At 55.9% G+C, this 13,389-nt stretch carries 8 protein-coding genes; 4 read left to right on the top strand and 4 right to left on the bottom strand.

All coding sequences use genetic code 11. From position 1 onward, the window contains the following. Positions 1-8: 8 nt before the first annotated feature. Complete coding sequence (locus IEI95_RS25585; protein WP_234890973.1) at positions 9-566, bottom strand: DUF992 domain-containing protein; 558 nt, start codon at positions 564-566, stop codon at positions 9-11. A gap of 179 nt (positions 567-745) precedes the next feature. After that, positions 746-1,363, bottom strand: a complete 618-nt coding sequence (locus IEI95_RS25580; RefSeq protein WP_156532505.1) for an MOSC domain-containing protein — start codon at positions 1,361-1,363, stop codon at positions 746-748. A 56-nt stretch (positions 1,364-1,419) separates the two neighbouring features. On the opposite strand from IEI95_RS25580, the gene recR reads away from it, so the two are divergent. Beyond that, entirely contained in the window at positions 1,420-2,025 is a 606-nt protein-coding gene (gene recR / locus IEI95_RS25575; protein WP_156532504.1) for a recombination mediator RecR, read from the top strand. A gap of 51 nt (positions 2,026-2,076) precedes the next feature. Then, positions 2,077-3,333, top strand: coding sequence for a lytic murein transglycosylase (locus tag IEI95_RS25570; protein ID WP_156532503.1), 1,257 nt, complete (start codon positions 2,077-2,079; stop codon positions 3,331-3,333). 42 nt (positions 3,334-3,375) lie between these two features. Here the strand turns inward: IEI95_RS25570 and IEI95_RS25565 are convergent, their stop codons facing one another. Next, complete coding sequence (locus tag IEI95_RS25565) at positions 3,376-7,191, bottom strand: beta strand repeat-containing protein (RefSeq protein ID WP_194417175.1); 3,816 nt, start codon at positions 7,189-7,191, stop codon at positions 3,376-3,378. Positions 7,192-7,315: 124 nt separating this feature from the next. Between IEI95_RS25565 and IEI95_RS25560 the strand changes: the two genes are divergently transcribed. Then, positions 7,316-7,558 carry a glycosyltransferase 61 family protein gene (locus tag IEI95_RS25560; RefSeq protein WP_156532501.1) on the top strand — a complete coding sequence of 81 codons (243 nt, stop codon included), beginning with the start codon at positions 7,316-7,318 and terminating at the stop codon, positions 7,556-7,558. Between the two features lie 71 nt (positions 7,559-7,629). Here the strand turns inward: IEI95_RS25560 and IEI95_RS25555 are convergent, their stop codons facing one another. Continuing rightward, on the bottom strand, positions 7,630-12,606 hold the full coding sequence (locus IEI95_RS25555; protein WP_194417174.1) for a beta strand repeat-containing protein: 4,977 nt from the start codon (positions 12,604-12,606) through the stop codon (positions 7,630-7,632). A gap of 316 nt (positions 12,607-12,922) precedes the next feature. On the opposite strand from IEI95_RS25555, the gene IEI95_RS25550 reads away from it, so the two are divergent. After that, entirely contained in the window at positions 12,923-13,174 is a 252-nt protein-coding gene (locus IEI95_RS25550) for a hypothetical protein (protein WP_194417173.1), read from the top strand. Positions 13,175-13,389 lie beyond the last annotated feature (215 nt).

Raw genomic sequence — 13,389 nt, 5'->3', positions numbered from 1 at the left:
CGGGCGGATCAGCCCTTGTAATGCTTGCCGTGGCGCAGCGGCGGGCCATTATCCAGCGACTTTGGCGTGGTTGGTGGCATATAAGCGAGCTTCAGCGAGGCGAGTGTCGCGCCGAGATTGACGCCGAGTGTGCTTTCCAGCGCGATGGGCTGCAAGGCGACTGAGCCTTGGAAGCCGCCCATCAGCAGGTTGACAGCACCGCCGAAACCAACTGCGGCATTGGCGCTGGTGCCGCCATAGCTACCTTGCAAGGCGCCTTCCACCAGACGACCCGGCGCATAGACTGCCCACGCCATTTTGCCGCCCTGCACATAGCCCAGGTCGATGCCGATCTTACTGAGGGTGCCTTGGTAATATTCGACCGGTGCCGATGTCGTCGGCTTGAATTCGCAGGTCAGGTCGCGGCTGGAACCGACGACCGCACTGATGCCGGGGCTCATTTCGCAGGTGAGCATGCCGACCTGCACGGCTGCATTGGCGCTCGTGGCCGCCAGCGGCACGGCAAGAGCGGCGACAAGCGCCACCGCAGACAGCTTTGCGAGCGATGATTGAGCGAGCGATGACATGAGTTTCTCCTTCATGGATAAATGCTGTGATCGAGCCTAATCGTATAATTCAGGCAGGATCGTGCTGCCGTTAGAAGTCTCACGGTAAATTTTTGTTCCCCTTTGCCATTCGTCAAGGCCATCCCTGATTTTTGACTGAGGCCCGTTTTGACTAAGGAAAGCAAAACCATGACATCGAGTTAAAGTGTCGCGGTAATCTCAGCCCTGATCCGCGCCGCGATGGGAAAAGTGAGATAGTGGGCCTTTTGGTATGGATCGAGAGATTTGAAGGATTTGCCGATCATCTGCGCCAGCATCAACCTGTCGCCTTCGCTCGCTGTCCACTCGGCAATCATCCCCGCTTCTACCACGCCGCCTTGCAGCACCCGGCAATAGGCGCCGGGTTGCGCGGCTCTCGTATAGCGTTTCGCAAAGCCGGAATCCTCCATACTGGCCGAGAATGTGGCGCAGGGAATGCGCGGCGCGGTCACTTCCAGTAATATGTCACCGATGGAAAGCCGGTCGCCGACGGCAAGCTCGCGGTTGTCGAGACCATCAATGACCAGATTTTCGCCAAACAGGCCGGGTGTGATTTGCCGGTTCAGGTGCGCCTCCCACCATTGTAAGGTCAGTGCACCCTCCAGATAAATCGCCTGGTCCGGCCCGCCATGATATTTGCGATTCAGCACCGCATCGCCGACGAGACCTTGCTCGTCTACCATCACCGGACCTGATCGTGCCGATTTGAAAATCCCTGTCCTGTAACTTTTACCGGGCAAGGTTTGTGGTTGACCAAGGCAGACCGCGAGGATTTTCATGAGGCTGTTCTCCTTCGGCGATTCCGTTTCCGATAGATATGGGCTAAGAACGCGCCATGGCAAAGCGAGTCACTGGTCCCGAAATCGAAAAACTGATCCAGCTCCTGGCGAAAGTGCCGGGGCTCGGCCCCCGCTCGGCCCGAAGGGCGGCGCTGCATCTGATCAAGAAGCGCGAGCAATTGATGGGGCCGTTGGCGCTGGCTATCGGCGAGGCACACGCGAAGGTGAAGATCTGCTCCTGTTGCGGCAATGTCGATACCATCGATCCCTGCACTGTCTGTACCGACGAGCGGCGCGACCAGTCGATGATCATCGTTGTGGAGGATGTCTCCGATCTCTGGGCGTTGGAACGGGCAGGCGCGATGAATGTCGCCTATCATGTGCTGGGCGGCACGCTGTCGCCGCTCGATGGCGTCGGGCCTGACGATCTCAACATCAAGGGCCTGATCGACCGGGTGGCAAAAGGCGGCGTGCGGGAAATCATCATCGCCGTTAATGCCACGGTGGAAGGCCAGACCACGGCCCATTACATTACCGATCACCTGGCCGGGCTAGGGGTGAAAACCACCCGGCTTGCCCATGGCGTGCCTGTCGGCGGCGAACTGGACTATCTGGACGAGGGTACGCTCTCGGCGGCGCTTCGTGCCCGCACGCTGATATAGATCGATGCTGATAATAGACATCTGACCGATAATTTCTGACCGGGAGACGACATGCCCCATTTTCGCCGCCCCCTGATGGCTGCGCTTGCAGCAGCCTTATGCTTTCTGGCGATCAAATCTGCGATGGCAGCACCATCGAAAGCGCAGGTGGAAAGCCAGTTCCAGTCCTGGATCAGCCGGGACCTCTGGCCGCAAGCCAAACAGGCTGGCATTTCGCAGGCAACCTTTACCTCGGTGATGAAGACGGTGAAGCTCGACTGGTCGCTTCCCGATCTGGCGCCCCCAGGCTTCCCGCGACCGAAGCAGCGTCCGCAGAGCCAGGCGGAATTTTCCTCTCCCGGGCCGTATTTCCGTGAGGCCCGCATGCAGGCGCTGGCCGCGAGCGGCAGGGCGCTGGCTGATCAATACGCCTCGACATTGAAGAAAATCGAGGCCAAATATGGCGTTCCCGGTCCGATTCTTCTGGCGCTTTGGGGTCGGGAAACCGGCTATGGCCGGGCCAAGCTTCCCTATGAAGCGGTTGATGTTCTGGCCACCAGCGCCTTCATGTCCACACGGCAAGAGCTTTTCACTCGCGAGCTGATTGATGCGCTGCATATTATCGACGGCAAGGATATTGCTGCCGACGCCATGCTGAGTTCAAGCGCGGGAGCGCTGGGCCAGCCGCAATTCATGCCCTCGAGCTTTCTGCAATATGCGGTGGATTTTGACGGGGACGGCCATCGCAATATCTGGACCTCAGTGCCGGACAGCCTGGCGTCCATGGCCAATTTCCTGGTGCAAAAAGGCTGGCAGCGCGGCCGCGACTGGGGGTTCGAAGTCACGATACCGTCCGGCGTCTCCTGCGCCCAGGAAGGGCCGGATCTGGCAAAGCCGATGTCGGCCTGGGCGGCAACCGGCATCAGCCGCATTGGCGGGAAAGCCTTTCCGAAACAGGAACTTTCCGCTGCGACCATGATGCTGGTCCCCGCCGGAACCCATGGCCCGGAATTTCTGGTGACACCGAATTTCTATGTGTTGAAGGAATATAACAATTCCGACCTGTACGCCCTGTTCATTGGCAATCTCGCCGACCGGATCGCCTATGGTTCAGGCAGCTTTTCCGCGCCATGGGGCGATGTCGGGCACATGCTGCGTTCCGATGTGCAGTCCATGCAGCAGACGCTAGTGAAAAAGGGCTATGATGTCGGCAAGGCCGATGGTCTCGCAGGCTTCAAGACCCGACGGTCGCTGGGCGACTGGCAGGCGAAAAACGGGCTGAAACCGACCTGCTTTCCCGATGAGGGCCTGAAGGCGAAATTGAAGTAAGAAAATGCCGCCGAGACAGGGATCTCGACGGCATTTCGCGCTTTACATCAATGTGTCGCTGGATGTCAGGCTTGCATAGCTCAGGCCATGCACTGTCAGCGTATCGCCGTTGCCGAAGTTGAACAGCACGCCGTCCTCGATCTCGCTGGCATAGGCGGCGGCGTCGCTGACGGTGGCAAATCCCATGCCGGTCAGATCGATTGTGTCCGACGAGGCCTGGAAGTCGAAAACGACATCATTGCCATAGCTGGTGTTGAACACGAACACATCGCTGCCTTCACCGCCGTAGAGCCCGTCATTGCCGGTGCTGCCATCCAGCACGTCATCGCCAGCACCGCCCGATAGCACGTTAGCGCCGGTGTCTCCCGTCAGCGTATCGGCATAGGCCGATCCTTCAACGTTTTCGATGCTGGTCAACACATCGTCTGCGGCGTAACCGCCGGAGATCGTTTTCGTGAGGAGATTAATGGTCACCGCTGCGGTCGAGTCGCTGTAGCTTGCCGTGTCGCTTCCGTCACCACCATCAATGGTGTCGCCACCGCTGCCGCCACGGATCGTATCGTTGCCGGCATAGCCATAGAGCTTATCGACGCCGCCCTGACTGACGATGACATTGTCGGCACTATTGCCGTAACCGAGAAAATTGGTCGAGTCGGTGTGGGTGAGGTTTTCAAAGTTGGTTTTCAGCGTGTAGCTGGTCAAGGTTGTTTCAACCGTATCCGTGCCAGCATTTGCCTCTTCGACCAGAACCGTTGTTGTGGCAACTTGGCTGACAACATAGGTGTCGTCACCTTTCCCACCTGCAAAGGTTATTGTTGAGTTTGCGGTAAATGTGTCGTTGAAGTCAGAGCCGATGATCTTGTCGATGCCGGTCAGCGCATCATCTGCTGCCTCACCGCCCGTATTCGTGCCGGTGACGAGATTGATTTTGATAGCGGCTGACGAACTGGCGTAGCTTGCCGTGTCAGTGCCAGCGCCACCGCTCAGCGTATCGGCACCCTCGCCACCTACGAAGGTGTCATCACCATCACTGCCGGTCAGCGTGTCGGCACCCTCACCACCTACCAAGGTGTCAGTACCAAGACCACCGTCCAGCTTATCGGCACCTTCGCCGCCTACCAAGGTGTCATCGCCATCACTGCCGGTCAGCGTGTCGGCACCCTCGCCACCTTCCAAGGTGTCAGCACCATTCCCACCGTTCAGCGTATCGGCGCCTTTGCCGCCTGCCAGCGTGTCATTGCCATCGCCACCGTTGAGAACGTTGTTGTTGTCATCCCCCGTCAGCGTGTCGGCACTGCTGGTGCCTGTCAGGTTCTCGATGCTGGTGAATGTATCGCCAGCCGCTTCGCCGCCGGTCGCTACATTGGTCTTGAGGTTAACATTGATCGCCGCACTTCCGGCATAGCTTGCCGTGTCGGAACCGTCACCGCCGTTCAGGATATCGGCGCCAGCCTTGCCGATCAGCGTATCGTTGCCAGCACCACCGGTGATCGTGTTATCCTGCGTGTTGCCGGTGCCGGTAAAGTAGCCAGCTCCTATGTATTCCAGCGTTTCGACATAGTCCGACAGCGTGTAATCTATCGAGGTCCGGATCGTGTCACTGCCCCCACCTGTGCCTTCGGAGACGATGACGCTGCTTCTGCCCACGACATAGGTATCGTCCCCTTTGCCGCCTGCAAAGGTAATGTCGGAATCCGAGGTAAATGTGTCGTTGAAGTCAGAGCCGATGATCTTGTCGATGCCGGTCAGCGCATCATCTGCTGCCTCACCGCCCGTATTCGTGCCGGTGACGAGATTGATTTTGATAGCGGCTGACGAACTGGCGTAGCTTGCCGTGTCAGTGCCAGCGCCACCGCTTAGCGTATCGGCACCCTCGCCACCTACGAAGGTGTCATCGCCATCACTGCCGGTCAGCGTGTCGGCACCCTCACCACCTACCAAGGTGTCAGTACCAAGACCACCGTCCAGCTTATCGGCACCTTCGCCGCCTACCAAGGTGTCAGTGCCATCACTGCCGGTCAGCGTGTCGGCACCCTCGCCACCTTCCAAGGTGTCAGCACCATTCCCACCGTTCAGCGTATCGGCGCCTTTGCCGCCTGCCAGCGTGTCATTGCCATCGCCACCGTTGAGAACGTTGTTGTTGTCATCCCCCGTCAGCGTGTCGGCACTGCTGGTGCCTGTCAGGTTCTCGATGCTGGTGAATGTATCGCCAGCCGCTTCGCCGCCGGTCGCTACATTGGTCTTGAGGTTAACATTGATCGCCGCACTTCCGGCATAGCTTGCCGTGTCGGAACCGTCACCGCCGTTCAGGATATCGGCGCCAGCCTTGCCGATCAGCGTATCGTTGCCAGCACCACCGGTGATCGTGTTATCCTGCGTGTTGCCGGTGCCGGTAAAGTAGCCAGCTCCTATGTATTCCAGCGTTTCGACATAGTCCGACAGCGTGTAATCTATCGAGGTCCGGATCGTGTCACTGCCCCCACCTGTGCCTTCGGAGACGATGACGCTGCTTCTGCCCACGACATAGGTATCGTCCCCTTTGCCGCCTGCAAAGGTAATGTCGGAATCCGAGGTAAATGTGTCGTTGAAGTCAGAGCCGATGATCTTGTCGATGCCGGTCAGCGCATCATCTGCTGCCTCACCGCCCGTATTCGTGCCGGTGACGAGATTGATTTTGATAGCGGCTGACGAACTGGCGTAGCTTGCCGTGTCAGTGCCAGCGCCACCGCTTAGCGTATCGGCACCCTCGCCACCTACGAAGGTGTCATCGCCATCACTGCCGGTCAGCGTGTCGGCACCCTCACCACCTACCAAGGTGTCAGTACCAAGACCACCGTCCAGCTTATCGGCACCTTCGCCGCCTACCAAGGTGTCAGTGCCATCGCCACCGATCAGCGTATCGGCACCCTCGCCACCTTCCAAGGTGTCAGCACCATTCCCACCGTTCAGCGTATCGGCGCCTTTGCCGCCTGCCAGCGTGTCATTGCCATCGCCACCGTTGAGAACGTTGTTGTTGTCATCCCCCGTCAGCGTGTCGGCACTGCTGGTGCCTGTCAGGTTCTCGATGCTGGTGAATGTATCGCCAGCCGCTTCGCCGCCGGTCGCTACATTGGTCTTGAGGTTAACATTGATCGCCGCACTTCCGGCATAGCTTGCCGTGTCGGAACCGTCACCGCCGTTCAGGATATCGGCGCCAGCCTTGCCGATCAGCGTATCGTTGCCAGCACCACCGGTGATCGTGTTGTTCAGCGCGCTTCCGGTGCCGGTGAAGTTATTGGAGCCGGTGTATACGAGATTCTCTAAATTGTTCGAGAGTGTGTAATCCATTGATGCACGGACAGTATCGCTGCCCTCATCTGCTACTTCAGTAATGGTGACGCTGGTGCTGTCCACGACATAGGTGTCATCCCCTTTGCCGCCTGCCAGGGTGATGGTGCTTGATGCGGTAAATGTGTCGTTGAAGTCTGAGCCGATAATCTTGTCGATGCCGGTCAGCGTATCACCTGCTGCCTCACCGCCCGTATTCGTGCCGGTGATGAGATTGATTTGGATAGCGGCTGACGAACTGGCATAGCTTGCCGTGTCGGTGCCAGCGCCACCGCTCAGCTTATCGGCACCCGCGCCACCTACGAAGGTGTCATCGCCATCACTGCCGGTCAGCGTGTCGGCACCCTCGCCACCTACCAAGGTGTCAGTACCAAGACCACCGTTCAGTGTATCGGCACCCTCGCCACCATCTAGCGTATCGTTACCATCGCTACCGTTTAATATGTCGTCGCCAGCTAGGCCCGAAATTGTATCTGCCGCTGTTGTTCCGTTTAAAGTATTATTTCCAGAATCGCCCGTTAAAGTCGCCATGTGATATACCCCTGATTGCACCCTGATTTATAAATTGCATATCAAAATATAATCGCATAGAGGGAATTTTTTCGTCTAATTTAGTAAATTAAAATCCTAGATTGTTGTCCCGCATGGCGCGGGTTTGGCAAATCTTGTCTATTGCCAACCGGGCGTCAAAACCAGGGTTATCGAACTGTTCCAGGCGAGTTGCATCAATGCCTGCTATGCCAGAATTTGTCAGCAAAAAGGGCTGGATTATACGGCGATCGTCAATCCAGATATGCCCGGTCAGAATGCAGACGGAACACCCAAAGAGATCAAGACCAGAAACGACATGTGGCTCGTCGCCGACATTTTCTTGCTGGAAAAAGTCTTGACTGCATGATCGCCAAATGACGTTAAAATTGACGCAGGAGCATGTGGCCGGGGCGAAAGCACCCCGGCCAAAAGTCGTTTTTACATCAATGTGTCGCTGCCATTCAGGCTTGCATAGCTCAAGCCATGCACGGTCAGCGTATCCCCGTTACCGAAGTTGAACAGCACACCGTCCTCGATCTCGCTGGCATAGGCGGCGGCATCGCTGACCGTGGCAAAGCCCATACCGGTCAGGTCGATTGTGTCCGACGAGGCCTGGAAGTCGAAAACGACATCATTGCCATAACTGCTGTTGAACACGAACACATCGCTGCCTTCACCACCGTAGAGGGCGTCATTGCCGGTGCTGCCATCCAGCACATCATCGCCAATACCGCCGGTCAGCACATTGTCGGCGCTGTTGCCAGAGCCAGTAAAGTTGGCTGTGCCGGTATAGGTGAGGTTTTCGAGATTGTCGCCCAGCGTATAGCTGGCACTGCTGGTCTTGACGAGATCGGTCCCGGCATCGGCATTTTCCGTAGTAGTGCTTGCCGAACTGCCGATGTCATAGGTGTCATCGCCAAGGCCGCCCAGCAGGGTCTTGTCGGTGCTTGAGGTGAACGTGTCGCTATAGTCTGACCCGACAACGACATCAATGCTGCTATACTGGTCGCCCTCGGCGTAACCTCCGCTGCCGACATTCGTCACCAGGTTGACGGAAACACCCGCTGTGGAAAGTGCATAGCTTGCGGTATCCGTCCCCGTGCCACCATTGATTTTCTCGGCGCCGGAGCCAGCCAATACAGTGTCATTGCCAGCACCGACATTATATTCGGCAGCGTAGGTGCTGCCGGTATAGGTGTCACCATAAGCGCTGCCGGTGAAGGCCTCGATCCCGGTAAACGTATCGCCCGCCGCGTAGCCGGAGCCGGTTCCTGTCGTCAGATCCAGCATTACTGCCGATGTTGCGGCAGAGTAGTTGAGCGTGTCGTAATTCCCCACGCCGCCATCAAGGACATCTGCGCCCTCTCCACCGTTCAGGACGTCATTGCCACCGCCGCCGATCAGAATATCGTCGCCAGCGCCGCCGGTTAACATTTCCGCCGCGCTGCTTCCAATCAGCGTATCATTGAAGCTGGAGCCGATGACGCGTTCGATGCTGCTGAGTTTATCGCCTTGCGCATCGCCACCTGTTGCTGTCCCAGTGCTGAGATCAACTTTGACCGCAGCAGACGAGGCTTCATAGGTGATCTTGTCTTGGCCAGCGCCGCCATTGAGGGTGTCAGCACCCGCGCCGCCGATCAATATGTCATCGCCAGCCCCACCCGATAGCACGTTGGCGCCGATGTCTCCCGTCAGCGTATCAGCATAGGCCGATCCTTCAACGTTTTCGATGCTGGTGAACACATCGCCTGTTGCGTAACCGCCGGATATCGTTTTCGTGGAAAGATTAATGGTCACCGCGGCGGTGGAATCGCTGTAGCTTGCCGTGTCGCTTCCGTCACCACCATCAATGGTATCGCCACCGCTGCCGCCACGGATCGTGTCGTTGCCGGCATAGCCATAAAGCTTATCGACGCCACCCTGACTGACAATGACGTTGTCGGCGCTATTGCCGTAACCGAGAAAATTGGTCGAGTCGGTGTGGGTGAGGTTTTCAAAATTGGCTTTCAGCGTGTAGCTGGTCAAGGTTGTTTCAACCGTATCCGTGCCAGCGCCTGCGTCTTCGACCAGAACCGTCGTGGTGGCAATCTGGCTAACGACATAAGTGTCATTGCCACCGCCACCCGAAAGCGTTCCGGTCGATGCCGAGGTGAACCGATCATTATATTGAGAACCGATCACGCCTTCGATGCTGCTCAGTGTGTCATCTGCGGCATCACCGCCCGTATGCGTGCCGGTAACGAGATTGATCTGGATGGCTGCAAAGGAATCGGCGTAGTTTGCCGTGTCGGAGCCGTTGCCACCGTTCAGCGTATCGGCACCTTTGCCACCTGCCAGCGTATCATTGCCATCACCGCCGTTGAGAACATTGTTGCTGTCATTGCCCGTGAGCGTGTCGGCATAGCTGGAGCCTGTCAGGTTCTCGACGCTGGAGAATGTATCGTCAGCCGCTTCGCCGCCGGTCGCCAAGTTGGTCTTGAGATTGACATTGACCGCCGCACTTCCGGCATAGCTTGCTGTGTCGGAACCCGACCCGCCAATCAGAACGTCGGCACCTGCCTTGCCAATGAGGGTATCGTTACCGGAGCCGCCGATGATGGTGTTGTTCAGGGCGTTACCCGTACCGGTGAAGTTATTGGGGCCGGTGTATACGAGATTCTCCAAATTGTTCGAGAGTGTGTAATCCATTGATGCACGGACAGTATCGCTGCCCTCATCTGCTACTTCAGTAATGGTGACGCTGGTGCTGTCCACGACATAGGTGTCATCTCCTTTCCCGCCTGCGAAGGCTATTCTTGAGTTTGCCGTGAATGTGTCGTCGAAGTCTGAGCCGATAAGCTTGTCGATACTGATCAGCGTATCATCTGCTGCATCACCGCCCGTATTCGTGCCGGTGATGAGATTGATTTGGATAGCGGCTAACGAACTGGCGTAGCTTGCCGTGTCAGTGTCAGCGCCACCGGTCAGCGTGTCGGCTCCCTCTCCACCTACCAAGGTGTCATCACCATAACCACCTATCAGGGTATCGGCGCCTTTGCCGCCCTCCAGCGTGTCATTGCCTTTGTCACCGTTGAAAACGTTGTTGTTGTCATCACCCGTCAACGTGTCGGCGTTGCTTGACCCCGTCAGGTTCTCGACACTGAAGAATTTATCGCCAGCCGCTTCGCCGCCAGTGGCTAAATTGGTCTTGAGGTTGATATTGACCGCCGCGCTTCCCCCATACTTGGCTGTGTCGGAGCCCGATCCGCCGTCTAGCTTATCGGCTCCACCATTGCCGATCAGCGTGTCGTTGCCGGAGCCGCCAACGATGGTATTGTTCTGATCGTTTCCAGTGCCGGTAAAGTCACCGGTTCCAGTGTATTCCAGCGTTTCGACATAGTCCGACAGCGTATAATTGATTGACGTACGGACTGTGTCATTGTCTCCTTCGCCGTTGGCTTCGATCACAGTGAAACTTGTATCGCTAATTTCGTAGGTGTCGTTACCCTTGCCACCTGAAAAGGTAACGGTAGACTTTATCCCGGTAAATGTATCATTGAAGTCTGATCCAATGACCTTTTCGATCAAGAGATAATCATCACCCTGAGCATCGCCACCCAATCCATAGCCATTACCATTATCACGTTCATCGAAGATCACATGAACAGCGGTATCTGATTTGGCGTAGGTTACCGTATCACCGCCGCCGACGCCGCCGTCCAGCGTGTCGGCCCCTTTGCCTCCGTCCAGAGTGTCGTTGCCGTTGCCACCGGATATGACATTGTCACCGTCGTCGCCCGTAAGGGTATCGGTCGTGCTCGATCCTGTCAGGTTCTCGATCCTGTCAAACGTATCGCCAATTGCATCGCCAGTTGCGCCGATGCTGCTGGCCAGGCTGACCGAAACGCCGTTGCTTCCGTAATAGCTGGCCGTGTCGGAGCCTAACCCGCCTTCTAGCTTATCGGCTCCACCACTACCGATCAGCGTGTCGTTACCCGTGCCGCCGGTGATGGTGTTGTTCAGGGCGTTACCCGTGCCGATGAAGTTATTGGAGCCGGTGTATACGAGATTCTCGACATTGTTCGTTAGGGTGTAATCTATTGATGTACGGACAGTATCGCTGCCCTCATCTGCTGCCTCGGAGACGATGACGCTGGTGCTGCAAACGACATAAGTGTCATCCCCTTCTCCACCTTCGAAGGTGATGGAGCTTGATGCGGTGAATGTGTCGCCGAAGTCAGAGCCGGCGATTTTTTCGATTGTGGTGAATGTGTCGCCTTTGGCATCGCCGCCGGTGTGGATGCCTGTGACGAGATTGATTTGTACTGCTGCGTCGGAGCCAGCATAGCTGGCCGTATCTGTGTTGGCACCACCTATCAGGGTATCAGCACCTTTGCCACCTTCAAGAACATCGTCGGAACCGCCGCCATCGATGACATTGTTACCGTCGTCACCAGTCAGCGTGTCTTTATAGATTGACCCTGTGAGGTTTTCGATGCTGGTGAATTCATCGCCAACTGCATCTCCACCTGATTTCGCGCCGGTCTTGAGATTGATATTGACCGCTGCGCTTTTCTCATAGCTGGCTGTGTCGGAGCCCGATCCGCCGTCTAGCTTATCGGCTCCACCATTGCCGATCAGCGTGTCGTTGCCGGAGCCGCCAACGATGGTATTGTTCTGATCGTTTCCAGTGCCGGTAAAGTCACCGGTTCCAGTGTATTCCAGCGTTTCGACATAGTCCGACAGCGTATAATTGATTGACGTACGGACTGTGTCATTGTCTCCTTCGCCGTTGGCTTCGATCACAGTGAAACTTGTATTGCTAATTTCGTAGGTGTCGTTACCCTTGCCACCTGAAAAGGTAACGGTAGACTTTATCCCGGTAAATGTATCATTGAAGTCTGATCCAATGACCTTGTCGATCCAGATATAATTATCACCCTGAGCATCGCCACCCAATCCATAGCCATTGCCATAGGCACGTTCATCGAAGATCACATGAACAGCGGAATCTGACTTGGCGTAGGTTACCGTGTCAGTGCCGGTGCCGCCCTCCAGCGTGTCGGCTCCTTTACCACCGTCCAGGATGTCATTGTGGCTGCCTCCGAATATAACGTTGTCACCATCATCACCAGTCAGCGTGTCGGCGTTGCTCGACCCTGTCAGATTCTCGATACTTGTGAACGTATCTCCAACGGCGTCTCCACCGGACGTGATGCCGGTCTTGAGGTCGACGTTGACCGCCACACTTCCAGCATAGCTGGCCGTGTCGGAGCCCGATCCACCTTTGAGAGCGTCGGCGCCTGCCCCACCTTTCAGCGTATCATTCCCGTCGCCACCGTTTAATATATCGTCGCCGGCCAGACCTGAAATTGTATCGTCCGAAGATGTTCCCGTTAAAGTATTATTTCCAGAATCACCCGTTAAAGTCGCCATATAATCTACCCCTGATTGCGTCCCAGGATATAGTTGGCATATCAAAATATAATCGCATAGAGGGAATTTAATTATCTAATTTAGGAAAATACAATTAAAAGATGAAGGCAACGCTTGTAGTATCGTACATGCAATAGTTTGGCGCAAAAATGCGAGAGTAATGTCGAGCGGCCTAGCTGCGCAATCATGAAAACCTGGCCAAGCGCCACTTTATTTCAGGGCCTCAAAGCACTATCACTCCCTGTCGATGCAGGAATATGTTCGGTTGGTGCGCATTCAAATTTTCCGAGATTTTTTGAAATAAAAGGAAGTAAATATGACGCTGAATGTCGCGTCCGCTGAAGTGCGTTCCTGGATACCTGTAATTCAGGTTGCCGCCGGTGCTACGGTTGGCAAAGTTCTTGATGCATTTCGTCTGCAAATTCCACTCGGCTACAATAGCCCGGAAATCACCTTTCGCAGACTTGGCGAATCCTTCATTCTGGGCTGGTGTGCTGCGATAAAGTCGGAAAATTTCGGTGAAATCGAAGGACACATTGTATGGCGTATATCCACCTATATTCGATGAATTGATTCCTAAGAATGCAAATATATCACGTATATGATGGATATCGCCACTTATCATTGGTAATGGTTGGTACAAAAACTATTATCATTGGACGTTACAGGCTATCGGCTGTCTGTTGATTTATAAAAAACATCGCGATGATGGTAATATTTTATTGGCAATGCCGCGTCTGAATGGGTGGAGGAATGAAGCCCTTTCGCTCACCGGATTTAGTG

It is taken from the genome of Agrobacterium vitis (assembly GCF_014926405.1).
In the GTDB taxonomy this organism is placed as follows: Bacteria; Pseudomonadota; Alphaproteobacteria; order Rhizobiales; family Rhizobiaceae; genus Allorhizobium; species Allorhizobium vitis_H.
This window is presented reverse-complemented; position numbering and strand designations above follow the sequence as displayed.